Raw genomic sequence first — 23,364 nt, forward strand, 5'->3', positions numbered from 1 at the left:
CAGGTGCGGCCCTGCCGTCATTGACGTTCGTCACGGATCGCGGCCACGACCGCGGCCGTCGCCTCTGAGATCGCGCCGGCCAGCCGGGTGCGATCGGCCGGTGTGGCGACCAGCGGATCGCCCACCGGGATCAGATAGCGACCGTCCTCGCGCAGATCGCGCCAGTGCAGACCATGGCGGCAGATTCCTCGTGGCCCGAAGCGGGAGTAGCCCTGGATCACCGTGATCGTGCCGTGCCCGGTCACCGGGATGTTCAGGAACTGTTCGGCCAGCTCCTCTTCGGACTCCTCGAAGGTGCTGATGACCGCCGAACGGCCGTATGCGTAGTCCATGGTGGTATCGGCGGCCGGTGAGCGCAGTATCGTCGGCTCCCGGGTGCCCGCTCCGCTCTCCGGTAGTTCGGCGGCCACCAGCTCCGACAGCGCCATCGGGTCGGCTTCACTGATCACGTATCCACCACCGTGCCAGACGGTTTCGCCGGGCAGCTGTTTGACGAGGTATCCGGCGTTACCGCGCCGCACGCCCAGCAGCCGGATCCGGGCCGCGGCATCGCCGGGGTCACCGGTCCAGCCGTGGACCACGATCCGGATGTCGGGCCGGGCGATGATCTCCAGTATCTGATCCACGGCGGGGTCCAGACCGGTCCGCAGCTGTTCCCGTACAGCTGCTTTCTCGGACCGGAAATCCTCGTAGAGCGGGGTGCGACTGGTGAAGATGAACGGTTCGGGCAGCAGATCGGCCTGATCTCGCTCCCAGGCGACCAGGAATTCGAGGTCGGAGAGTTTCCAGGTGTGGGTCATTCCACTACGGATCTGGTGAAGGTGAGAGGCTCCCCGAGCGCCTGGTCGAGGTGCTTCTTGGACCTGAGGTATTTGGCCTGCTCGTGTTCCTTGTCCTGCTGCCCCTGGTTTCCGGCGCCCTGGGCGGGAGCGCCCGGTGCGCCGTTCATCGGTGTGTTCGACCCGAGCGCGCCGACTGCCCGCGCGGCGGCCGACATGCCTTCCAGGCTGGCGCGGGGGAACAGCGCGGGGCTGCTCCGCAGCGGAGGCGCGGCCGGACTGGAACCGCCGGCTCCGGTGCCACCGGAAACCCCACCGCCCGAGGGCAGTCCACCGGACCGCAACCCATTCGCCTGCGGCATCCCGGGGATTGCGGGCATCCTCGGGATACTTCCCGGCTGCGAGGCCTGCTTCAGTGCCTCGTCCGCGGCTGATCCGGCGTTCTGCAGTCCCTGTTTCGCGAGGTCGGACAACTGCCCTGCGCGGTCGGTGGACCCGGCGGCCGGGCCAGGGGTACGGGGCGCGGCACCGGTAGGTGTCCGGGCGGCAGCGGATTCGACCGGAGGATAACCGCCTCGTACGCCCGGACCGGGTGCGGCCCCGGCGGGTACGTCCAGCGCACCGCCCGGTTTCGAACCTCCCGGCGCGGTCGGTGCGCTGCCGGCCGGGACGGTGGTCCCCGGGCTGCTCGGGGCAGTGGTCGATCCAGCGGGGACTGTCGCGTGTGGTGGGGTGTCGTGCGGAGCGCGCGCGGTGGTGGGCAGTTCCCCGAATGCGGGAAGGTATTCCGAGCTGTTCTGCACGCCTACTACGTAGTTGTTCTCCATGTTCTGGCGGTGGATGGCGAGCTGCCGGGCAGTCTCCGCCTCGGTCGCCGCGTCTGTCGCCCCGGACGAACCACCATAGGGGCTGTAATAAACCTGCCCTGCCTCGTAATAACGCTCCGGTGGTTCCGGCGTAGTGGGCATTCCCTTGGCAGTGTTCTTCAGCCAGCGGGAGGTGTAATCGAGATTCCCGCCGAACGATTCCATCCGGACGGTGAAATCCCGGGTTCGTGCGTGATAGTCCTGCACTGCCGCTTTCGCCGCTTCGGCACCCGCACCGTCCCAGAGACCCTCCGGCATTCCCGTCAGCCGATCGGCCAGACCTTCGACGGCTTTGCCCATTTCACCGGCCACCCATTTCCACATCTCGGCCTGGTGGTAGACGGGTTTGACTGCCTTTTGGGTGGAGACACCCAGATCGTAGAGGTCGCGCCAGAGCTGAACATACGGATTCTCCGTGCCGCCACCACCTTCCAGCGTCTCCTGCTGCAGCGACTTCGGCCGCGCCTGGTTGGAATCGTCGAAGTAGAGCATGCTGTCGTTCACGTCAGCGGGCCGGACCAATTCGCTTGCCTCGACCGGTTCTCCGGACTCCTGGCCGGCCTCAGCGGTATCGGTGAGATCGCGGGCCCCCACGGTGGTGATCTCGGTATTGGACCCCTCGCTGGAGGTGGCCGGTTCGCGGCCCTCGTTCGGTGGTTGCCGGGAGACTTTTCCGGGTGCGGCCGGCGGACGGATACCGTCGAGCGCAGCGCGCATGGCCTGCCGGGCCGGGCCGGGGAATTCGGCTGCTGCCCGGTCGTCGGAGTCGAGGTAGTTCCGGCCGGCTCGTTTGAAGGTATCGAGCATTTCGCCCAGTACCGTACGGAAACTGTCCATGACACTGTTGATGGTGTTGGTCGTACCATTGATCTGGTTCGCCAGATACCAGCCCGATGCCAGGTGGCTGAGTTCGCTCAGCCGGCCCATATTCGAGATCTCCTCGCGGAGGGCGACCACTGTGCCCATCACGTCGGTGCATTCCTTGGCGGCGGTCAGCGCGGCGGCCGGATGGAAAACCACGCGACCCTTCGATGCCTGCGCGCCGACCTCCTTCCAGGGATCCTGGTGAGTTGCCCGGATGAGCGGACCGATTGTCACATCCGGGACACTGCTGACGTCGGGTGTCCGCATCGTGGCTCCACTCGTCGGCGCGGCGGCCGCGGTGGCGACCGGCTGCGTTCCTCTACTCCTATCGCCCGTTCATCCTGGCACGTCAGAGTGGCGAGACCCGGTGCCCGACTTCCCCTCGCTGGAGATGATTCGGCCGGACCCGGGTGACGGTTTTGTACGGCCCCCAGCCCTCGCGCACTCGCCGAGGAACTCAGCGGGAGTCCACCGGCATCTCGGTCCCGCTGAGTGTTGTCCGGGCCCTTCTTCGTGGGTGGTTAATCGGCGGGCGTGGCACCTTCATTCGCTTCTGAATGACTACAGTCAGTGATACATGTTATTGACTGTAGTCACTGAAATAAGATAGAACCTACCCATGGTGGAGGAGCTCGAGAACGTGCAGGGGCGTGCCGCGCGCCGTGTGCGGACACGTGAACGTGTGCTCGGCGCTGCTGTTGCCGAGTTCCGGCGCGCGGGCACCGCGGAGGCCGATATCGGCGCAATTGTCGAAGCCGCGGGTGTCGCACGCGGAACGTTCTACTTCCATTTCCCCAGCAAAGGGCACGTCCTGCTGGAACTCGAGCGACGAGAGGAAGCGCGGCTGGCCGAGCAGCTGGAGCGGTTCCTGGCCCGCCCGCACGATCTGGAATCGGCGCTTCGGAAGTGGGTGGAACTGGTTCCCGCCCTCGAGCGCCGACTGGGCCCGGTCCTCTTCAAGGACATTCTCGGACTGCACTTTTCCACGACTCGGCCACAGGACGAGGAGTGGCGAGACCATCCCGCGATCGTCCTGCTGGTGGACGAGATCATTCGCGCCCGCGACGCCGGGGAAGCGCTCGCCACAGTGGACCCGTTCCACAGCGCCGTGTACTTCCTGCTCGGGCTGTACGCGCTTCTCGCCACCACCGGCTCGACGCCCACCCGAGCCGAGATGCTCGACAACTACGTGACCACAGCGCTGCGCGGACTGGAGCCCAGATGAGTCCCGAGATCCGGACCGGCTTCGAGCCGACATCGTCGAACAAAAGATCACAACGGAGGTTTCATCATGTGGCAGGACATCGTGCGGCTGGTCGTGGCCTGGGGTGCCATGGGTGCGGTAATCGGCTTCTGGTACTGGGTGATGCGCAATATCGGCACATTCTGACGGCCATGCACCGCGAAGTCGCTCGCCGAGATGTTGCAGGTGATCGGCGGTGAATCGCCCCGGACCCGCTGATGCCGCGGTGGTCGAGAGAGGCTGCGCCGGAACAGCTGTCGCGTTCTCCGAGGGCCGGCGTCGAGGTGCGCGGCTCATCTCGGGCGAGAACCGGCGGTTCGGCGTCAGCGGGGCCCTGAACACGGTGTTGGTTCCCTATCCCCACCTCACGGCCTCGTGGACCCGGCGCACAGTGACCTGTGGCGTCGCGCTGCAGTGCGCTCCATCGAAGGAGCAGATAGCGCCGTACCCCCTGCACGAGCTTTCCTCGCGGGAACGCGGGTGTGTATCGCTGATTGAAGGAGGGGTCGCCGCGGCCTGGACCGCCGGGCAGCTTCCCGGATTGATCCCGGAATTACAGAGGCAGCTGCCCGATCTTCCGATCCTCGCGCCCGATCTCACCGGCCCCGAGATCATCGAACAGGCGATCCGGCTGGCACGGACCCGCACCGCGATAGTCCCACACCCGCTGCTGGGCGGACTGCCACTGACCGACCGCCCCCGCAACGGAGCCATGGTCCTCGCGCGCCGGATGTACGGTCGAATGCCCTGGACGAGTTCGCGCACCGACGCGCACCGGGCCGTATCGGTCCCGGTCGGTGGGGACGGCGGAATCCGCAACCCCAACCTCCCTCCTCCGAGTAGACCCGAAGACGAAGAAATCGAGATCCGGCCCGACCGACGCGCCGGTATCCCGTACCCCGAGTGGAATGCCTGGACCGAAAGCTTCCTTCCCGACCACGTGGCAGTTCTCGAGCGCGCGCACTCCACCAGTGCCCATCCGGTGGTGCCGGTTCCGGGCGATATCCGGCGCTGGTTCGAGGAACGCACTCATCGCGCGATGCGGTCCGGGCTGGAGGACGGCTCGGATCTCGACGTCGACCGCTACACCGGTTACTTCGTCGATACTGTCACCGGCGTCGAGGCGCAACCGAAGGTCTTCCGCGAGCTGCTGCCCGATGTCCGGGACGTGACCACTGCCGTTCTGCTCGACGGTAGTTCCTCCCTCGGGTCACATGGTGGGCGCGTATTCGCGCTCGAGCTGGCCTGTGCCGACGCGCTGTGCCGGGCAATGACACTGGCCCGGGAGAGGCACGGCCTGTTCGTCTTCACCGGTAATACCCGGCACCGAGTCGAGGTGCGCTGCCTGAAGGACTTCGACGACAAACGATTCGCCGATCCGAGCACGATGGGCCTCACCACCGGTGGTTACACCCGGCTCGGCGCGCCGCTCCGGCATCTGACGAACCGGCTGCTCGCGCAGCGCTCCGAACGCCGGCTGCTCCTCGTCATCGGGGACGGACTGATCTCCGACGAAGGATACGAAGGCCGCTACGCCTGGGCGGACGTCGCGCACGCCGTCGAAGAGGCCGAGGAAGCGGGAATCGCGCTGTACTACATCGGAATCGGCCCTGTGCGGGTCGATCCGCTGCCCGAAGTCTTCGGGCAGCGACGATCCCAGAGAATCCGGCGCGTCGAGGAGCTTCCTCGTGTCCTGGCCCACGTTCACCGTGAGCTCGTTGCTCGAGCACTGTAACCGAAGGGGTTCTATGACCACCGATCACTATGTCGCCAACGGTGGTGACATCGAATTGTTCGAGAGAGCGTTTCACCGGCAGCTACCGGTGATGCTCACCGGCCCCACCGGCTGCGGGAAAACGAGGTTCGTCGAGCATATGGGCGGCCTGCTGGGACGTCCGGTGGTCACCATCAGCTGCCACGACGATCTGACCAGTTCCGACCTGGTCGGACGATTCCTGGTTTCCGGGGGAGACGTCGTCTGGACCGATGGACCGCTGACCCGCGCGGTCAAAGCTGGCGCAATCTGCTATCTCGACGAGGTGGTCGAAGCGCGGCACGATTCACTGGCCATCCTGCACTCGCTGACCGACCACCGCCGCACCCTGTACCTCGACCGTGCCGATACCACCGTCGCGGCGCCGCCGTCGTTCATGCTGGTCTGCTCCTACAACCCGGCCTACCGCAGCTCGCTCAAGGATTTGAAACCCTCCTTCCGGCAGCGGTTCGTCACCCTCGCCATGTCCTATCTCGACCCCGACCGCGAAGCGCAGGTCATCGTGGCCGAGACCGATATCGCACCCGCGGCCGCACAGCGCCTCGTCCGCTGCGCGAATGCCATCCGTGCGGCCGACTCGGTATTCCATCTCGAACCACCGTCCACGCGAGTGCTCGTCACCGCCGGTCATCTCATCGCCGGCGGTATCGACGAGATCGCTGCTGCGGAATCCTGCATTCTCGCTCCTCTCGGCACCGATGGAGTGATCAACGAAGGCCTGCGCGAAATCGCGGGTGCCCACCTCGCCGCCGGCGATTCACTGTCGGCGCGTACCCCGGTAGGAGGACCACGACCGTGAACGACCAGGACCGACGACGACGGCGCGCATTGATCGCCGTCCAGATCTTCGCCTACGGATTCCTGTTGGCGATGTTCCTCATCCAACTGCATATGTACTCGGTCCGGGACTGGTAGGAGCGCCCATGAATATGCCGACCTTCCGGTTCCGGCGTCCCACCACCGCCACCCCGACCGGCACCGTCACCACCGACAGCTACGACCGGCACCACGAGGACTCGCGCCGCGCCCAGCGGGAAGCCGACTGGTGGCTCACCGGCGGCACCCTGCTGATGGGCACTCTCGTCCTGGGAATCGTCGGTCTACCCGTATTCTTGCGCGGGGTCTGGCTGCAACGCCGCGCCCAGCAGTCCGGGTTGTCGGTGCGGCCGATCATCGTCACCCTCATCGGCTATCTGGTGATCCTCGACGCCGCACTCAACAGCCTCGGCTGGGCACTCGACCTCATCGCCAACCACACGTTGATCAACCGGGTCATCCTCACCGCGTGGGGCAACTTCTTCGACGCCGGCTACTTCTGGCACTACAACGAACTGTGGATCGGCGGCGCGGGAGCACCCGGGGAAAAGGGCTGGGAAGTCGCGCTCATGCTCACCGTCTTCCCCATGCGGATCGCCGCGGGTATCGCCTTCCTGCAGATGAAGCGCTGGGGACACCAGTGGATGATCGTCACCTGCTGGTTCGGCATCGTCATCTGGATCGGTTACACGTTCAACATGACCATGTACGCCGATGTGCGTTACGACGGGGTCGTGCTACCGGTGATCGGCTGGTGGCTCTACGACATCTTCTACATCACGCCGTTCCTGGCGATCCCCTATCTGCACACCGTCAACCGGGAAATCTTCTCCGACTGACTCCCCACTGCCACCGAGGTATCAATGAGCACCACACCCGCGGACCAGAAGCCCGACGACCAGGACCTGCCCCTGGGCACCACCCCGCCCTACGCGCGGATGCACAAATGGCTCAAACGAGGTGTCTTCGTCTGCCTGTTCGCGCTCGTGATCGAGGGCGCGTTCACCGTTCCGGCGCTGGCGCTGTGGTACGGCTGGCCGACGCTGTCGTTCACCGAGATCTGCAGTGAACTGATGAAGGTCCGATACTCCGACGACACGGTCGAATGCGAACATCCCTATCCCTTGTCCGGGCCGCCGTTCGGCGGTCCGCCCGAAGCCGCCGGCCAGCAGACCGCCGAGGACGAATGGAGTATTCAGCCGAAGCCCGGCTGGGACCGCATCGGCTTCCGCGAACTGGTGCAGATCCACGAGGACCGGATCGCACGGCAGGAAGCACAGCAACAAGCGCCGACGCCACCGCGGTAGCGATTCCTTCGGTAGGTGGACGGTCAGGGAGCGGTCATTCCGTGCAACATCGTCGAGACGTAACGGGCCAGCATCGGTTCGCGGATGGCTTTCGTCCGCGGCGTCGTGATCAATAGGGCGTACAGCCCCAGCAGGAAGAACATCGCATTGTCGAACGAGGGATTCCGGTCGTTGGTCTCGCCCTGCGTCCGGACTTCTTCGATCTTCTCGACCACCGCCACCACGAACGGATGCTCGGTCCACTCCTCATCCGGAGGTTTCGTCGTAGAGAAGTGCAACGCCAGGAAATCCTTGAACAACTGGACACCGAGCCGGCGTTCGAGTCCCCGCACGACCCGCACCGTTTCTTCCAGAACCATGTCCAGGCCGTGCGGCTTTCGCAGCGCGCGAGAAAGATCGGCCGCCATCCGGGCCTCTTCTCGACGTTCGAGTTCGAGCAGCACATGTTCTTTGGTGGGGAAGTGAAAGAAAAAGGTCCCGTGCGCGACGCCCGCCGCCGATACGATCGCGCCGACCTCCGCCGCGGCGATTCCGCCACGCTTGAACTCCGCGATCGCGGCCACCAACAGGCGTTCTCGCGTCTGCTGGCGCTGCAGTTCCCGTGCAGAGGGCGTAGATTTCGGCGACATAGCGCGGTGACATTATCGCAATCCACTGACCGCGGTCAACAACGCCGCAGGTCAGCGTACAGGGGCGAAGCGGCCCGAGGGGACCGGCGATCGGGAACCGTCCGCCGCAGGGATGAGATCATCGGCGGTGAGCCGCCGCAGCCGGATTTGAACCGCGGGCCTGAGGCGGTGGGCACGGGCAAGCGGTTGCCTTCGAGGTGCTGCTCACGGCGTATCCTGCCGCACCTCTGAGCATGAGGTGTCGGGACTGTGGCATGATTGTGGCCGAGCACGGGTTGTTGCAGTGATCGCTCGGCTCGCAACGGAAAGTAAATCAAAGTATGTCGCAGGGCAGTGTCAAGTGGTTCAACGGCGAGAAAGGCTTCGGGTTCATCGCGCAAGATGGTGGCGGTCCCGACGTTTTCGTCCATTATTCCGAGATTTCCGGCTCCGGGTTCAAGTCCCTGGATGAGGGACAGCGTGTCGAGTTCGAGGTCGGGCAGGGCCAGAAGGGCCCGCAGGCTCAGAATGTCCGCGCCATCTAGGAGCTGACGAACCGGAAACCCGCGCCACGGCGCGGGTTTCTTGCTTTTCCGGGTGATCTGCTGCCCGGGCCGAACACTGTTCGACAAGGTAACGGGCTCGGCGCGGGTATGCCCCGCCGAGCAGCGGCAGGAATGTCAGTGTTCGAAGTAGTCTTCAGTGCTGACGTGTGGATCCGGCTCATGCGTGGGCTCTGTTCCGCGTTTGAACGAGATGGCGAGTAGGACCAGGGTCGTCGCGATCACGATGTGCGCGGTGAGCATCACCAGCATGGGGAGGGCGAAGCCCTCGTTGGTGAGAATGCCGTGGTCACCCACGCAGTAGAGGGTGTAGTTGGTTGAGGTGCCTTCGGAGTCGTGGAAGGTGTCGGAGACGACCACGGGTTCGGTGACCGCGTATGAACAAAACAGGGGCGCAGTGAGTTTCGCTTCGCCGGGCCAGATGGCGACCGGCACGACGATGCTGAATGCGCCGGCGAGGAGGCCGGCCGAGAGGCTCGTCACTACCCGGGACATCGGCTACACCTGCTGGGCTCGGAGGAAGACGCCGGTGTAGTCGAATTCGGCGACCACCTCCGAGCGGGCGGAGGCCACGTTGGCGACGATGCGGATATCGCGGCCGAAGCGACACACCAGGATGGCGGTGACCTGACTGTCGGGTATTTCGCTGCGCGCGCGGGCGGTGCCGACTATGTCCTCGATACGCGAGAGGCCGGGCACCTCGCTGATCGTGAAGTTCTCGCTGTCCAGGTCGTCGAAGGAGGAAACCCGCACCGGGCGTGGGGCACTCAGGTCGCCGAGGGTGAAGGAGTAGTCGTCCAGCACGCGGGACAGGCCGGGCGGTCGGACGCGCAGGTGGACAGTGGGTTCGCGGGCGGTGAAATCGCGGTCGGCGAGAAAGCTGGTCACCTGGGCCGGCTGGTTGTTCACAACGAGCCGGAACTGGGTGGAGTTCGGTGCCGTGAGGAGCATGACATTCACATCCGGGTCTTCGGCACCGGTCCGCTCTGCCAGTGCGGCGATGGCGGCCTGCGGCAGTGCGCTCACCAATCCACCACCGCGTGCCCGAATCCGGTCCTCGAATTCCGCGCGGTCCACCGCGCCGATGCATCCGCTGGTACTGCCCAGCACGGCCAGGCACAGCAGAATGCGGAACCAGTTGCCACGGTGCATGTCCTGAAGATTATGCGTTGCGAGCCGATTGCGCTGGGGACGCTGTCCGGCTTCGCGTCGATTTGGTGATGCTGCCGACCCGGACATGGTGGGGAGGATCGCCGGGGATCGGGGTTCCGGTGGCGATATCGGCGACGCCCGAGGTCAGGACGGTGGTGGCGCCATTGTCGGTGAGCGTGGCCAGAGCCCCGACCGCGCCGGAACGGATCAGCGCATCGAGATCATCGCGCACGGTATCGGTTCGGACGGCGGCGACCGGGCGTGCGGAGGCGGATTCGACCGGGTTCGTCGTGCAGGCGGACAGCAGAACCACGGCTGCGCAGGCCGCGAGAGCCAGGACATGTATACGCATGAACCGACGGTAGGTTTCCACGCCCGCGAACACATCGGACCGCAGTACCGCAGGCCATCGGACCGGGGAGCCAGAGAGCCACGAGGAGGTTCGGGGTACCGAGGTGGTCAGGGGTTGGCCTTCGCGAACCGCTCACTGTCGTATGGGCCTGCGACCGATTATGGGGTTTCCCCTTCGCCTGTGACGCGTCGGTGGTCCTCGCGGTTTCGACAGCGATCTTCTGGGAATCGCGTTCGGGAGCCGAGAGGACTGAGGAGATGACCGTGCCCGATATCGAGGACACCACCGGCAGCGCCGCCGGTCCGCAGCGGGTCGTGATCGTCGGTAGCGGATTCGCCGGATTCACCTGCGCGCGGAAACTGTGCCGGATACTGGCAGGGGCGGGGCGTGAGACCGAGGTGGTGCTCGTCACGCCCAACGACTACATGCTGTACACGCCACTGCTGCCCGATGTGGCCGGCGGCCTCATCGACCCCCGGTTCGTCGCCATTTCGCTGGCCGACGCCCTACCCCGGGTCCGGTTGGTCGTCGCCGAGGCCGAATCGATCGATCCGGACAACAAGACCATCACGGTGACCAGCCAACACCATGGCCCACGTGAGCTGTCCTGGGACCGCCTCGTGCTTACCCCCGGGTCGGTGACCCGGCTGTTCGATATCCCCGGCCTCGCCGAACACGGCCGTGGCCTCAAGACCGTCGCCGAGGCGCTGTACCTGCGTGAGCAGTTGTTGCGGCAACTCGAACTCGCAGACCACGAAGAAGACCCCGAGGTACGACGTGCACGCCGCACCGTTGTGGTGGTCGGCGCGTCATATGCGGGCACCGAGCTGGTCGCCCAGTTGCGGGCCCTCGCCGATGCCTACGCCGCGCGCCGCGACTTCGAACCGTCCGAGGTCCGTTTCGTTCTGCTCGATATGGCCGATCGGGTGATGCCGGAGGTCGGCGAGAAACTGAGCGACAAGGTGCTGTCGGTCCTGCGGTCCCGGGGTATCGACATCCGGCTGGGGATATCGCTGAAGGAACTCACCGGCGATCATGTCGTGCTCACCGACGGCACGACCATCGCGACCTACACCGTCGCCTGGGTGACCGGTGTGACCGGCGCGCCGGTACTCGGCACCCTCGGCCTGCCGATGGAAGGCGGCCGGCTGGTCGTCGAACCCGATCTGCGGGTGCCGGGCCGTCCCGATGTCTTCGCGGGAGGTGACGCGGCCGCGGTCCCGGATCTGACGAAACCGGGCAAGATCACCCCGCCGACGGCGCAACATGCCACTCGCCAGGGCAAGATCCTGGCCCGCAATGTTGCCGCGAGCCTGGGCATCGGTGCGGCCGCGGTGTACAAACATCGCGATATGGGGCTGGTGGTGGATCTGGGGCCCGGATTCGCCGTCGCCAACCCGGTGGGTCTTCCCCTGTCCGGTTTCCCCGCGAAGGCGGTAACTCGTGCGTACCACACCTATGCCGTACCGCGCGGCATCAACAGGTGGGCGATCACGATGGCGTACCTGACCAACGCGGTCACGCCACGCCCGCTGACCCTGCTCGGCCTGGTCAGCCCGGAAGAGGCGAGCTTCGGCAGTAGCGAAGGCATCCCGAAACGTACTTGAACAGCACTTTCTGCGGTTGATCGCGGGCCGGGACGGGGTACTCCGACACCAGGCGATGCCGGGGTGCTCGGAAGATCCATTGCACGGCCGATCTGAGTTCGGGAGCCGTACAGCGTCACTCTCGATAACCTGGTCTATATAGACAGGTGTCTAGTTATTGCCTACTGTTCTCGTGTCAGGGCTTCGACCAGCGCTGGTCCGCCGAGCTCGGAAAGTGACCTGGGATGGTTGATGGTGACCGGTTTCGTAGTGTGGCGGGAGCATTGTCCGCCGGGGACGGTGAGCGGACTTCGTTCGGAGATCCGGTGACGGCTGCCGATGACGATCGAGGTCCGGTTGCCGGCAAGCTGGTGATCGGGGCGAGTGGGTTTCTCGGTTCGCATGTGACCCGCCGTCTGGTCGAAAAGGGTGAGCAGGTCCGGGTGATGGTCCGTGAGACCAGCTCGCTGCGGGCTTTGCGGGGGTTGGATGTGGAGGTCGTGACCGGGAGTATCGAGGACGGGGAGTCGCTGCGGGCTGCCATGCGGGGCTGCGACACCGTGTACTACTGCGTCGTGGATGCCCGGCCCTGGTTACATGATCCGGCGCCGCTGTTCCGCACCAATGTGGCGAGTCTGAACATCGTGCTGGACGTGGCTGTCGAGGCGGGTCTGCGGCGTTTCGTGTTCACCAGTTCCGTGGCGACGCTGCCCATCGGCGACGGAGTGCTCGACGAAACGGCCGGGCCGCACAACTGGACCCGCGCCGGCGGCGCTTATGTGCAGTCACGTGTTCGGGCGGAGGAACTCGTCCTGCGGTACGCACGCGATCGTGGGCTGCCCGCCGTCGCCATGTGTGTCGCGAACACTTACGGCGAGGGTGACTATCTGCCCACCCCCCATGGTGCCTTCATCGCGATGGCCGCGCGCGGGAGACTTCCGGTCTATGTCCGGGGTGTGGGTGCGGAGGTCGTCGGAATCCGCGATGCGGCAGAGGCTTTGGTGCTGGCGGGGGAGCGCGGGCGGGTTGGGGAGCGCTATATCGTTTCCGCGGGTTTCCGGAGTACTCGCGAACTGCTCGGGATCGCCGCGTCGGTGACCGGGGTGGCTCCGCCGAAGTACGGGATACCGCGTGCGGTGCTGCCGGTGGCCGGAATCGTGGGCGAGTTGGTCGCGCGCGTCCGCGGCCGTGACAGTCGTATCACGCGGGTGACGATGCGTCTGATGCATATCATGACCCCGCTCGATCACCGGAAAGCCGAACGGGAACTCGGATGGCGGCCGCGGCCGATCGAGGAGGAGATCCGCGAAGCGGCGATCTTCTTCACCACCCGCCGTCGCCGTCGGGAAAGCTCCGCCCGGTTGCCCGCCCAGACGCCGCCATCGACGGAAGAAACCGGCCCCGACGGCAACGGCCGGAGGTGACCACCTGTTGCACTTCGCCTATGCGGTGCCGCCACTCTTGGTCATCGTCGAATGGGACGCGAGGCCGCGGTTGTCCACCCAGATGGTCGAGACGCCGCCGGAGGCGCTGCGTGTCGGTATGCCCTCCGCCCAGAATTCGCGGATTGCCCGCATCACGGCGTAACCCTGTTGCGTTCGCACCGGGCGAGTAGCCGTCGGTGCAGTAGCATCCTTCGCGCAAGGCGCCGATCACGTCTGTTGCGCGCACCGGCTGGGCGCGACGAGCGGGCCGTGGGTGTCACGGCTCGGAGCCGACGTGGCGTAGGGACCGAAGGTCGCCGGATGCGGACGAACTCCTCGGCGTCGGTGCGGCACAGTGCCGGCGCTCGGGACCTCGGCCCGGTATTCCGCGCTGGGACCGCCGAACAGGCAGCGGTAGTCGACATCATCTTCGAGCAATAGCGAGCACCGGCGCCCGATATCCCGAGAATGGTCGTTCGGCGATGTCCGCGCACGACTCCGCGTGCGTCACCGGCCTGAGGTCCATGGCGCAGGTGGCGACTGCCGGTGGCCTGCACGGCCTGTCTACATGAGTGGAGGGTTCCCGGATGCAGCCGCTCCTGGCACTCTGAGTGCGACAATGGCCTGATGGGTTGGCCGGATTTTGGAAACTTTTCTGACTCAGACCTGCTCGTGTGGCATATACCGATGCAATCCGATGCTGTGCCGGTACTTGACGCTGAGGGTATCAGCCCACCCGAAGCTTGGGTGGAGGCATTGAATGCCGTTTCGCGGGACCTTCGATGCCTGCAGTACGGGGGCCGATTCGACAGCAGTGATTTGGTTTGGGAACTCTCGATCGACGGTGGCTACACCGTTGGGCTGGGGTGGCTGCGCCCCGGTAGGAGCGATTACTGGGTCGCGCGTGGAGACGTATCGATGGATGCATCATTTGCGGTGGCAGCCGTATGGGCGGCTGGTCTGGCTCAGGGGCAACTCGTCATCGGCCGAGAAGTTGTGCATTGGCCCAGCAAAGGTTGGAATCTGCTAACCGCGCAATCGGTCGATGAGTTGCCTGTGTGGGTTGATACATCTGACGGGTCGGTTATCGGCAATATCGGGATGTTGTGCGAATCAGAAACCAATTGGTAGCCATCCGCGTACAACCGTTCGCCGCACCGTATCCCGGTCCGGAAGGTCACCAGAGCCGGTGCTCACAGCTGTCTCGCCACCTGCCATGCCGTATGAATCGCACCTTGAATGTAGTCGACCTGCCCGGCATCCCCCACCACGTACACTTCGGGAACCACACCCGTAAGTGCCTCGGCGAGGGGCGCCTCCGCCGAAACCTCGGAAGCGACGACCACCATATCCGCCGGTGCGGTCGACACCGTGTCCCCGACCCGGAACTCGACTCGATCCGGGGTGATTCGCTGCACGGTCGCACCGCGGTGGAGGCGTACGCCGGCCTCGCCCGCGTGCCGGACGGCGGTCCACCGCCGCGGCAGTGCCATCGGCACGCCGAGGTGCGCTCCTTCCTCGAGCAACGTCACGTTACGTCCACGTCGGGCCAGGAAATCCGCAAGTTCCAGTCCGACAAGCGAACCACCGATGACGACGACGTTCTTGCCCATCGGCAGGAATCTGGGGGTGACCGCGCGGATCGCGGCGGGACTCTTGGTGATGCCGGAGAGCTTGCCCAGCGCGGCGACGGCCCGCAGCAGCGGTGGTACCTGCGAGACATCACCCGAGCCGGTCATCAAGGCGCGCAGGGTATCGCCGGTGTGCACGTGCGGCAGATCGCTACCGGGAACCGCGGGCCGCTCGCGGACCGCACCAGTGGCGACGACCACCACGTCGGGGTTCAGCGCCGCGATCGACGGGGCGGTGGCCTCGGTCTTCAAACGTATATCGACGCCCGGCCGCGCCACCTGTACCGCGAGCCAGTTCAGGAGCCTTTGGTTGTCCGGAGTGGTGAGAGCGGAGAACCAGAGGGTGCCGCCGAGCCGATCGGACTTGTCCAGCACCGTGACCCGGTGTCCGCGCTCGGCGGCCACGCGGGCGGTCTCGAGTCCGGCGGGGCCCGCACCGACGACGACGACGTGCTTGCGTGCGGCCGTGCGCACCAGCGGAAGTAGCGTTTCGTTGCCCAGCGCGGGGTTCACTGCGCAGAGGGGAGTGTCGTCCCAGAAGTTCTCCTGCACGCACACATAGCAATTGATGCAGGGACGGACCTGCTCCGGTGTCCCCGCCCGGAGCTTGTTCACCAATTCCGCATCGGCGAGCAGTTGCCGTCCCATCGCCACGAAATCGGCTCTGCCTTCGGCGATCGCCTTCTCACCGACTTCGGGCAGCACCCGGCCGACGGCGATCACCGGAATGGACACGGCCTTCTTCACCGCGGCGGCCGGCTCCATGTAGGCGCCGACCCTATCGGGCAGGGGACCGTCGGTGAAATCGGCGAACGGATTACGTCCCCACCCGGTGACATGGATGGCGTCGGCGCCGGCCGCCTCGAACAGTGCCGCCGCCCGCGCGGCCTCCTCGGTGGTCAGCGCGCCCTCCTCGCCGAACTCACGCCCGGCGACGCGCACCAGGATCGCCAGCGAATCACCGACCGCCGCGTCGACCGCGCGGATCACCTCCACCGCCAATCGTGCGCGGTTCTGGAGTGATCCGCCGTATTCGTCGGTGCGCTTGTTATCCGCGCGGCTCAGGAAGGCGCCGAGTACATAGCCGTGCGCGACGTGAATCTCGACCGCGTCCCCACCGGCGTCACGCACCCGCCCGGCAGCGTCGGCGAAGCAGCGCACCAGCCAGTCGATATCGTCCCGGGTGGCCTCGTGATACGTGGGCTTCTTGCCGCCGGTGACGGCTCCCATCTTCCGCAGTTCACCGGGAGTGTTGTCGGCCAGCGCGGACAGGTCGGACGGCCCGCCCGGCACCGACGGCACCAGCAGCGGGCGATTCTGGACGGTGTCGATCCGGGCGATCTTGCCGTGGTGCGTCATCTGCACGCACAACTTGCCGCCTTCGGAGTGGACGGCGTCGGCCAGAGCTTTCAGCCCGGGAATGAACCGGTCCTCGGAGAGGCCGGGTTCCTTGGTGCTGGCGCATCCGACCGGGTAGGCGACGGCGCAGGCGCCGGTGATGATCAATCCTGTCCCGCCGGCCGCGCGGGCGGCGAAATGGTCGATATCGGCCTGTTCGATCTCGCCGTCGTCGCAGAGGTTCATATCCATCGCGGGCATGACCACGCGGTTGACCAGGGACATCGGGCCGATGCTCCCGGGAGCGAGCAGGTGCGGGAAGGTCGGGGTGCGGGTCACGGGTACAAGTTAGATCGCGCGGCAGCATCGGGATGGATCCGACTCTCGATCACCGAGACCGCCACGGACCCGGATTCGGTGCCGTGACGCGTTCGGATACCACGATGTGGTTACGCGGTCGCGGCCGGTGGGTGGACCGGGCCGGAAACTCGTGCCGTGGGCTTATCGATCTGCTCGCGGAGGATATCGCCGTGACCCGCGTGTCTGGCAAATTCTTGGATCATCGCGAGCAGGGTCCATCGCATGCTGACGTTTCCCTCGCGGGGATTGTGCTTGGTGTCGTCGAGGTCGAAGCGGGAGGCGATCGCACGTGATCGCAGGCTTGCGCGCTCGAATTCGGCGATGACATCGGCCAGCGACTCGTCGGCGGCGACGGTGAAGGTGCCCTCGTCGCGGCGTGAGTAGCCATCGCATTCGGATTCGTCCAGCCCCGCCCAGAACCGCTGGAACCAGATCCGCTCCGCGGCGGCGGCATGCTTGATCAATGAGATCGGTGTGGTCAGGGACGCGACGAGATGTCGGCGGGCATCGGACTCGGAGAGGCCGCGTGCGGTCTCGATCAGTGCTTCGCGGTTGCTGTCGAGCAGGTTGTCGATGAGAGCGCGCTCGGTTCCGGTGGTGATTCGGTTGGTACTCAAAGGCGTTTACTCCGTTCGGTGGATCGGTCGGGACCCTTTCGATGTGCATCGAGCGGGTCCGAATGAGGGTGGGCTGTGCGGCCTCGTTTCGTCGGATGGCCACGAGACTTCCGGGTTCAGGGGGAACCGGAGAGAGGATGAGGGCGTTCGATTCGCTCGCCGAGCGGATTCGGCGGGGAACGTGCCGGGCCGGCTATGTCGAGACCACAGCTCGGACCTGTCGAATGGGCCTACTGCCCAGAGCCAGCATATCGCACCGTGGCGGCTCGCGGTGCGGGCTCATGACGGCTGCGTCTACCAGGTGACCGGGATCCGGCGCACACCATGAACGCCCAACCTGTCCGGTCGCATCTCGAGCCCGGTGGCCGGAACCGCGAGCCGCAGCTTCGGGAACCTGGAGATCAACGCGGGTATTGCGGTTCGCATTTCGATGCGGGCGAGGTGCGCGCCGCCGCGACCGGTACTACATCGATGACGACACGTGGCGCCGCACCACGCTGAATCTGGCCCGCGCCGCCGAGGAGCGGGTCAGGGCGGCGCGGTACGGCGCCGAAATGCTCGGTACGACAACGCCTGCGGGCGCCCGGCTGACCGAGATCGGCCGATACCTCGACTATCTCGGCCGGGAGATGGTCGAGGTAGTCGATCGCTGGCGGCGGTAGTGCGGCCCCGATCGGTGCCGGAGTTGGGCCGAATTACAGCACTGCCTTGAATATCAGCGTGACCACCGCCGCCGCGACAGCGAGAGCCACGGAGATCGCTCCCCAGGCCGGGCCGGTGCGCGCCCAGGGGCGGCCGGAGTCCACGGACAGCCGGCCGGGCCCGGTGAACGCGACCGCCGCCGCGACGACCGCGAAGAGCAGGCCCAGTTCGTAGCCGCCGAGCAGTCCCTTGCCGAAGCCGGTGTGGACGATGACGATGGCGGTGCCCAGTACGACGGCCGCGGCCAGCGGGGTGAACGCGCCGAATGCGAGTAGTAGCCCACCGACGAGTTCGCTGAGCCCGGCCAGCGTGCCGAACACGCTGCCGGGGTGGAAGCCCATCTTCTCGAAACCGGCGTTGTTGGCAGCGAGGCCGTCGCCGCCGAACCAGCCGAAGAGCTTCTGTGCGCCGTGGGCCGCGAACAGGAGTCCGAACGTGACCCGCAGAATCAGCAGCCCGATATCGGTGGACGTGGTTCGATCCGGAATCGTGGTGTTATCCGCGCGGTCGAGTGTCGTAGCGGCAGTCATGGGAACCCCTCATCATCGGTACATCATCGGCCACGGCAGCGAGCGACCCAAGATCAACACAGTGGCAAGGTAATCCTAACCTCGGTTCGTGACTTTTAGGGGTGCCAGAGGGGGAGCGCGGCCGAATGATGATGTGGCCGACGCTGTTTGCGGCGAGATTCGCCGCGGCTCGGCCGTGACCCCGGCGGGCCGGGCTACCATAGCCCGGTGAACGGTCCCGGCGAGTCGGCCACGGCGGCGAAGATACTCGGTGCTGTCGTGGAGATCGTCGAATCCGACGGCTACGACGCGGTGCAGCTGCGAACGGTCGCCAAACGGGCCCGGGTCTCGCTGACCACGATCTACCAGCACTACAGCAACCGCGACGCGTTGATCCTGGCGGCGGTGGAGGCCTGGATGGCCGCCAATTCCTACACCGACCTCGCCTCACCGCCACCGGACGAACCGCTGGCTCATGGGCTGATGCGCCTGATCGAATGTGTCTTCCAGCCGTGGGAACGCAGTCCGCGGATGGCGGCGGCCTTCTACTATGCCCGCGTCACTCCCGGCGGTCACCGACTGGACAGTCAGGGTTTCGACGCGGTCGTACCGGCCGCCGCCGAGCTCCTCGACGGTCTGGATCCGGACTATGTCGCCGATATCGCTCTGGTCATGATCAACCTCTGCTACGCGATGGTCGGCCGGCTGGTCGACGGGTCCGCCGACGTGCCCACCATCCTCTCGTCGATAGAACGGGTGCTCCATCGGCTGACCAGCGATAATTCGCAGCTGGCGGTGCGCAGGCCGCCTCCCGGCGGGGCGGCGGGCGGCCTGGATTTCGCGCAGTTGTCGCCCTACACCCCGCGCCTGAGCCCGCAACCGTCGGGCGCCGCGCCCTCCGAGTAAGAGGTCTATCGCCGGCGGCTTGCCGACCAGAAGAGTTCCTCGCCCACAGTGGGGTCGTATCCGGCTCCGGTGGCCTCCACGGCGCGGCGCTTGAACGCCAGGCCCGCGCGGCTGACGCGGTGGCGGGTGAGTGCCGCGTCACCCTCTGGTTCGAGGGATGCGCCGCCCCACAGATAGGTGGCCTCGGTGCCACGGTCGAGCCGAGTGCGGACCGCATCCCGGACCCGGAGGTCGGCGGAGTACAGCCCGGCGCATACCGCGAGCTCGTCGACATCCGCCGCCCAGTCGGGAAGACGGAGGGTCTCGTCGAGATCCAGGACTTTCGCTCCGACGATCTGCAGTGCTCGTGCTCCGTCGCCCCCCGGGGCGAGTGCGATGGTCTCCCAGCCCGCTGTGCTCCGGTCGAAGAGCCAGCCGCCCAGCCGCAGCACCGCGTCGGCCGCGGACGGTGTGACGATGACGGCGCGATTGCGCAAGGGGCGCCGCCTGGGCGACCAATTCTGGGAGGTGGGGGCGGCAGTGCCGGTGGGGCCGTCGGATACAGCGAGTCGAACTGTCATATGTGCCATTCCGTCCTGATCGAACTGCTCTGCTGTGCGGCACGGCCGGTGGGCGCCGTCCGGATCCCGTGCTGATCCGATATCCGCCGGCAGCCCGGTCCCGTGCTGGTTCGGCGCCCGGCCGCCGCACTCAGCAGCATGACGGTAACAAGGTTATCCGCAGTTCGTGGTGTATTCGGCGGACTTGTTCCCGATTGCCGGGTCATTCCGCCGAGACCGCAGGTGGCTGTCAGTTCCAGTTGTCGATTTCCACGTCGTCGGGAGCCGGGGCGCCCCGGCCGGTCTCGCCCAGGGATTTCAGGCTCATGAGGAAGACCGCCCATTTGGTGCTGCAGTGGTACATGAACTCCACCGGCTCCCGCCAGCCCGAATGTTCGAACAGGACAATGGTCCAGTCGCCGGAGCGGTCGAGTTTCCAGTCGATATGGGTGCCGATCCATTCTTCGGGACCGCCGACCACCTCCCAGCGGACGTGCCGGTCGGGGTCGAGGTCGCGGACCTGCATATCGAAGCCGTCGGCGCCGAAGCGGAATTCGAGGCGTCCGTCGAGTTCGTCGCCGGTGCCGGAGGTGTCGGTAGTCCACCAGCCGGCGAGGCCGGCGGTGGTGGTGAGGGTCTTGTAGACGTCGGAGGGTGCGGTTCGGATCCCCACCCTGTGCAGGATGTTCACCATGATGTGTCCTCGTTTCGGTGCGAGTGTTCTCGGGGGTCTCACTGATCTGCGGCGCGCCGGTCCTGCTCGCGCTGGATGGCCTCGGCGAGCCGTTTGATGCGCTGGAGGCGGGCGTCCCAGGTGTTGCCCACGGCGGTCAGTTGGGCGACCGCGCGGGCGAGTTGTGCTTCGTCCACCCGGTAGCGGCGTTCGCGGCCGGTGGTCGTGCCGTGGACCAGCCCTACGCGGTCGAGTACGGCCAGATGTTTGGTGACGGCCTGGCGGGTCACGGGGAGTCGTCCGCTGAGGCCGGTAGCGGTGCCCTCGCCGTCGGCGAGGAGCAGGTCGAGCATGCGGCGGCGGGTCGGGTCACCGATCGCGGACCACAAGTCGTCGTCGACGGTCGTGGTCACGGGGTGGACACCAGCCCGGTGATGTATGCGCCGAGCCGGGGAATGTAGAAGTCCCAGCCCTCGCTGTGGGCTCGGTAGTGTTCTGCCAGTTTCGCGGCTTCCCAGCCCATTTCGCGGAAGCCGGTCTCGGTGAGGCGGATCCGGGTGCCGGTGCCGGTAGGGATGAGTTCGAAGGTGACCAGCAGTGACGCGGTGGCGTCGTCGACTGCCTCGCCGGGGTAGCACCAGCGGAAGGCGAATACTCGGGGCGGTTCGGACGTGATCACCTTGATCGGGGACACGTCCTCGCGATCACCCCAGACGAGTTCGCCGACGGCCCCGGGGACGGGTTCCACGGTGGCGTTGTCGCTCCACCACTCGGAGATGTGTTCGGGCCTGCTGACGACCTCGAACACGACCTCGGGGGACGCGTCGACGTGAATTTCGCGTTCGATGCTGCCGTATTCCATATCCACTCCTCGAATTGCAATGATTGGTTGCGTTTCACGCTAGTGGGTATCCCCGCAAAGAGCAACCATTGGTTGCCTATTTGGGTTTCGGCATGAGAAACCGCCGGCACCTCCGAGGGTGCCGGCGGATGTGAGGCCGGAGTTTGTGCCCGCAGGCGACCGGATCAGTCGGAACCAGCGGAACTCTGTGGATCCTTCACTTCGCGCAATGCCGTCTGGAGTTCGCGGCGCAACCGGTTCGCCGTGTCCTCGTCGCCTGCGTTCTCGGCGGTGGTGATGTCCTGGTTCAGCTGCGCGATCACGTCCTGGTCGGTCATCGTCCGTTCATCCTTCCGGGTCGTGGACAATTCGCGGGGCGCATACCCCGAGGCGCTGTAGGCAAACCGGCGGGAGCTCCCGGACTCGACCGGCGCGCCGCTGAAGTGCTGCGATCGTCGGTGCCGGGTGCGAGGATCAGCCCTATGAGTGGATCCAAGCGGGCGCGCCTGCAACCTGTCGCGCAGGGCGCCGCGGTCACCCAGCTCGAGTTGTTCTTCGACCTGGTTCTCGTCTTCGCGTTGACCAAGGTCACCGATCTGGCCGCCGACGAGACGACCGCCAAGAACATGCTGCGCGCGCTGCTCGTCCTCGCGGTGATGTGGTGGGTCTGGATCGCCTACAGCTGGCTCGGCAACGTGATACGGGCCGATGAGGGCCTGGCCCGGGTGGCGATGTTCTTCGCGATGGGAGCCGCGTTCATCGCGGCGCTCACCATCCCGGAAGCGTTCCACGACCTGCCGGGCGGCTGGTTCGGGCCGCTGGTGTTCGCCATCGCCTATCTGGTGGCCCGGCTGGTGCATCTGGTGATGTTCTGGCTGGCCAGCGCCTCGGACCCGGGTTTGCGTGAGCAGGTGATCCGCTGGGGGCTGGGATCGGTCACCATCGGCACCGTACTGCTGGTCATCGCGGCGATGACCTCCGGCGCAGTGCAGATCGCGCTCTGGATCGCGGCCATCGCCGGCGATATGCTCTGGACCCTGCTGGCCGGTGAGGGCTGGCGGGTCAACTCGGCGAAGCATTTCTCCGAACGCTACGGATTGATCATCATCGTGGCGCTGGGTGAATCGATCGTCTCGATCGGGATCGGGGTCGCGGCGCTACCCATATCCTGGCCGATCACCGTCGGATCGCTACTGGGACTGGCGATCTCGGGTCTGCTGTGGTGGGCGTATTTCGACGTCGCGGCGCTGTCGGTGGAACACGCGCTGGCCGCCGCAGACGGTGACCGGCAGATCAAGATCGCCAGGAACAGCTACACGTACTGGCATTTCCCGATGATCGCCGGAATCATCGCGCTGTCGCTGGGACTGAAGAAGGTGCTGTACTACGTCGGCGACAGCTCGCATCATTCACTCACCGACGCGCTGTACGGGATCCCGCTGTTCGCCCTGTACGGAGGTGTGGCGCTCTACCTGATCGGGCTGGTGGGCTGTAAGGCCTATGCGACGGGGGAGATCACGGTGTCGCGGGTGGTGACCATCGTGGTCCTCGTCGCATCGATACCGCTCGCGGCCGCGCTGCCGGCGCTGGCGTCGCTGGCGATCCTGTGCGCGGTGCTGATGGCGCTGATCGTCTGGGAGACCCTCCGTTTCGCGCAACCGCGCGATGTGATCCGGCACGGCGAACAGTGACCATCGCGGTGCCCGGAACAGCGACTTCGCTTTTGCCCGGGCAATTCTGACCTGATCACGTTTCGATCACGTGGACGCGGGTATGTCGGAGGGGTCGAGCCGATCACCGAGCCGATTGGGACGCCCGAGGAGCCCAGATGAACGAAACGACCAGTGTCGCGGTCCCGCACCGGACCGCGACCGCACCGTCTCCGTCCCGGTCACGCCGTGGGCGGGGTGGTGA

26 protein-coding genes and 1 pseudogene are annotated in these 23,364 nt (G+C 66.1%); 13 read left to right on the forward strand and 14 right to left on the reverse strand.

Features of this window, described 5'->3' with window-relative positions:
* Positions 1-17: 17 nt before the first annotated feature.
* Both AB0F41_RS09355 and AB0F41_RS09360 read right to left on the reverse strand, forming a co-directional pair.
* Entirely contained in the window at positions 18-800 is a 783-nt protein-coding gene (locus AB0F41_RS09355; protein ID WP_357422292.1) for an ESX secretion-associated protein EspG, read from the reverse strand.
* Positions 797-2,776 carry a hypothetical protein gene (locus AB0F41_RS09360; RefSeq protein WP_357422293.1) on the reverse strand — a complete coding sequence of 660 codons (1,980 nt, stop codon included), beginning with the start codon at positions 2,774-2,776 and terminating at the stop codon, positions 797-799. The genes AB0F41_RS09355 and AB0F41_RS09360 overlap by 4 nt, the downstream gene beginning before the upstream one ends.
* 352 nt (positions 2,777-3,128) lie before the next feature.
* On the opposite strand from AB0F41_RS09360, the gene AB0F41_RS09365 reads away from it, so the two are divergent.
* The 5 genes from AB0F41_RS09365 to AB0F41_RS09385 all read left to right on the forward strand — a co-directional run bounded on the left by AB0F41_RS09365 (position 3,129) and on the right by AB0F41_RS09385 (position 7,649).
* On the forward strand, positions 3,129-3,734 hold the full coding sequence (locus tag AB0F41_RS09365; RefSeq protein ID WP_357422294.1) for a TetR/AcrR family transcriptional regulator: 606 nt from the start codon (positions 3,129-3,131) through the stop codon (positions 3,732-3,734).
* 214 nt (positions 3,735-3,948) lie between these two features.
* A complete protein-coding gene (locus AB0F41_RS09370) occupies positions 3,949-5,487 on the forward strand; it encodes a VWA domain-containing protein (RefSeq protein ID WP_357422295.1) in 1,539 nt (512 codons plus the stop codon).
* 13 nt (positions 5,488-5,500) lie between these two features.
* A complete protein-coding gene (locus AB0F41_RS09375; protein WP_357422296.1) occupies positions 5,501-6,325 on the forward strand; it encodes a CbbQ/NirQ/NorQ/GpvN family protein in 825 nt (274 codons plus the stop codon).
* 124 nt (positions 6,326-6,449) lie between these two features.
* Entirely contained in the window at positions 6,450-7,181 is a 732-nt protein-coding gene (locus tag AB0F41_RS09380) for a hypothetical protein (protein WP_357422297.1), read from the forward strand.
* A gap of 24 nt (positions 7,182-7,205) precedes the next feature.
* On the forward strand, positions 7,206-7,649 hold the full coding sequence (locus tag AB0F41_RS09385) for a hypothetical protein (RefSeq protein WP_357422298.1): 444 nt from the start codon (positions 7,206-7,208) through the stop codon (positions 7,647-7,649).
* A 23-nt stretch (positions 7,650-7,672) separates the two neighbouring features.
* On the opposite strand, the gene AB0F41_RS09390 is transcribed toward AB0F41_RS09385, so the two are convergent.
* Complete coding sequence (locus tag AB0F41_RS09390) at positions 7,673-8,212, reverse strand: helix-turn-helix domain-containing protein (RefSeq protein WP_357422299.1); 540 nt, start codon at positions 8,210-8,212, stop codon at positions 7,673-7,675.
* Between the two features lie 386 nt (positions 8,213-8,598).
* Between AB0F41_RS09390 and AB0F41_RS09395 the strand changes: the two genes are divergently transcribed.
* Positions 8,599-8,802 carry a cold-shock protein gene (locus AB0F41_RS09395; protein ID WP_357422300.1) on the forward strand — a complete coding sequence of 68 codons (204 nt, stop codon included), beginning with the start codon at positions 8,599-8,601 and terminating at the stop codon, positions 8,800-8,802.
* Between the two features lie 135 nt (positions 8,803-8,937).
* On the opposite strand, the gene AB0F41_RS09400 is transcribed toward AB0F41_RS09395, so the two are convergent.
* The 3 genes from AB0F41_RS09400 to AB0F41_RS09410 are packed head-to-tail and all read right to left on the reverse strand — an operon-like array spanning position 8,938 to position 10,324.
* A complete protein-coding gene (locus tag AB0F41_RS09400; RefSeq protein ID WP_357422301.1) occupies positions 8,938-9,315 on the reverse strand; it encodes a hypothetical protein in 378 nt (125 codons plus the stop codon).
* Positions 9,316-9,318: 3 nt separating this feature from the next.
* A complete protein-coding gene (locus tag AB0F41_RS09405) occupies positions 9,319-9,972 on the reverse strand; it encodes a hypothetical protein (protein ID WP_357422302.1) in 654 nt (217 codons plus the stop codon).
* A 10-nt stretch (positions 9,973-9,982) separates the two neighbouring features.
* Positions 9,983-10,324 (reverse strand): hypothetical protein, encoded by a 342-nt coding sequence (locus tag AB0F41_RS09410; protein ID WP_357422303.1) that lies wholly within the window; start codon positions 10,322-10,324, stop codon positions 9,983-9,985.
* 257 nt (positions 10,325-10,581) lie between these two features.
* Between AB0F41_RS09410 and AB0F41_RS09415 the strand changes: the two genes are divergently transcribed.
* The 4 genes and pseudogenes from AB0F41_RS09415 to AB0F41_RS09430 all read left to right on the forward strand — a co-directional run bounded on the left by AB0F41_RS09415 (position 10,582) and on the right by AB0F41_RS09430 (position 14,465).
* On the forward strand, positions 10,582-11,931 hold the full coding sequence (locus AB0F41_RS09415; protein ID WP_357422304.1) for an NAD(P)/FAD-dependent oxidoreductase: 1,350 nt from the start codon (positions 10,582-10,584) through the stop codon (positions 11,929-11,931).
* A 305-nt stretch (positions 11,932-12,236) separates the two neighbouring features.
* The gene (locus AB0F41_RS09420) at positions 12,237-13,334 is read left to right on the forward strand and encodes an NAD-dependent epimerase/dehydratase family protein (RefSeq protein WP_357422305.1); all 1,098 of its coding nucleotides are present in this window, start codon (positions 12,237-12,239) and stop codon (positions 13,332-13,334) included.
* Between the two features lie 10 nt (positions 13,335-13,344).
* Positions 13,345-13,508, forward strand: a pseudogene (locus AB0F41_RS09425) (OB-fold domain-containing protein); the annotation flags it as partial.
* A gap of 453 nt (positions 13,509-13,961) precedes the next feature.
* Positions 13,962-14,465 carry a hypothetical protein gene (locus AB0F41_RS09430; RefSeq protein WP_357422306.1) on the forward strand — a complete coding sequence of 168 codons (504 nt, stop codon included), beginning with the start codon at positions 13,962-13,964 and terminating at the stop codon, positions 14,463-14,465.
* 62 nt (positions 14,466-14,527) lie between these two features.
* Here AB0F41_RS09430 and AB0F41_RS09435 read toward each other — a convergent pair whose 3' ends face one another.
* Together AB0F41_RS09435 and AB0F41_RS09440 are read right to left on the reverse strand one after the other, a co-directional pair.
* Positions 14,528-16,642, reverse strand: coding sequence for an FAD-dependent oxidoreductase (locus AB0F41_RS09435; protein WP_357422307.1), 2,115 nt, complete (start codon positions 16,640-16,642; stop codon positions 14,528-14,530).
* Positions 16,643-16,752: 110 nt separating this feature from the next.
* Entirely contained in the window at positions 16,753-17,280 is a 528-nt protein-coding gene (locus AB0F41_RS09440) for a DinB family protein (RefSeq protein WP_357422308.1), read from the reverse strand.
* 413 nt (positions 17,281-17,693) lie between these two features.
* Between AB0F41_RS09440 and AB0F41_RS09445 the strand changes: the two genes are divergently transcribed.
* A complete protein-coding gene (locus AB0F41_RS09445; RefSeq protein ID WP_357422309.1) occupies positions 17,694-17,942 on the forward strand; it encodes a hypothetical protein in 249 nt (82 codons plus the stop codon).
* Positions 17,943-17,975: 33 nt separating this feature from the next.
* On the opposite strand, the gene AB0F41_RS09450 is transcribed toward AB0F41_RS09445, so the two are convergent.
* Positions 17,976-18,512: a DoxX family protein gene (locus AB0F41_RS09450; protein ID WP_357422310.1), complete on the reverse strand. Its 537-nt coding sequence runs from the start codon at positions 18,510-18,512 to the stop codon at positions 17,976-17,978.
* A gap of 207 nt (positions 18,513-18,719) precedes the next feature.
* On the opposite strand from AB0F41_RS09450, the gene AB0F41_RS09455 reads away from it, so the two are divergent.
* Positions 18,720-19,397: a TetR family transcriptional regulator gene (locus tag AB0F41_RS09455; RefSeq protein ID WP_357422311.1), complete on the forward strand. Its 678-nt coding sequence runs from the start codon at positions 18,720-18,722 to the stop codon at positions 19,395-19,397.
* A gap of 5 nt (positions 19,398-19,402) precedes the next feature.
* On the opposite strand, the gene AB0F41_RS09460 is transcribed toward AB0F41_RS09455, so the two are convergent.
* The 5 genes from AB0F41_RS09460 to AB0F41_RS09480 form a co-directional block, all read right to left on the reverse strand.
* Positions 19,403-19,957, reverse strand: coding sequence for a hypothetical protein (locus AB0F41_RS09460; RefSeq protein ID WP_357422312.1), 555 nt, complete (start codon positions 19,955-19,957; stop codon positions 19,403-19,405).
* Between the two features lie 229 nt (positions 19,958-20,186).
* Positions 20,187-20,630, reverse strand: a complete 444-nt coding sequence (locus AB0F41_RS09465; protein WP_357422313.1) for an SRPBCC domain-containing protein — start codon at positions 20,628-20,630, stop codon at positions 20,187-20,189.
* Between the two features lie 38 nt (positions 20,631-20,668).
* Positions 20,669-21,022, reverse strand: coding sequence for a metalloregulator ArsR/SmtB family transcription factor (locus AB0F41_RS09470; protein WP_357422314.1), 354 nt, complete (start codon positions 21,020-21,022; stop codon positions 20,669-20,671).
* Positions 21,019-21,471, reverse strand: coding sequence for an SRPBCC family protein (locus tag AB0F41_RS09475; RefSeq protein ID WP_357422315.1), 453 nt, complete (start codon positions 21,469-21,471; stop codon positions 21,019-21,021). The genes AB0F41_RS09470 and AB0F41_RS09475 overlap by 4 nt, the downstream gene beginning before the upstream one ends.
* Before the next feature lie 164 nt (positions 21,472-21,635).
* Positions 21,636-21,788: a hypothetical protein gene (locus tag AB0F41_RS09480; protein WP_357422316.1), complete on the reverse strand. Its 153-nt coding sequence runs from the start codon at positions 21,786-21,788 to the stop codon at positions 21,636-21,638.
* 144 nt (positions 21,789-21,932) lie between these two features.
* Here AB0F41_RS09480 and AB0F41_RS09485 point away from each other — a divergent pair, with 144 nt between their 5' ends.
* The gene (locus AB0F41_RS09485) at positions 21,933-23,141 is read left to right on the forward strand and encodes a low temperature requirement protein A (RefSeq protein ID WP_357422317.1); all 1,209 of its coding nucleotides are present in this window, start codon (positions 21,933-21,935) and stop codon (positions 23,139-23,141) included.
* Positions 23,142-23,364: the final 223 nt, after the last annotated feature.

Origin of the sequence: Nocardia sp. NPDC024068, assembly GCF_040638875.1 — a bacterium.
In the GTDB taxonomy this organism is placed as follows: Bacteria; Actinomycetota; Actinomycetes; order Mycobacteriales; family Mycobacteriaceae; genus Nocardia.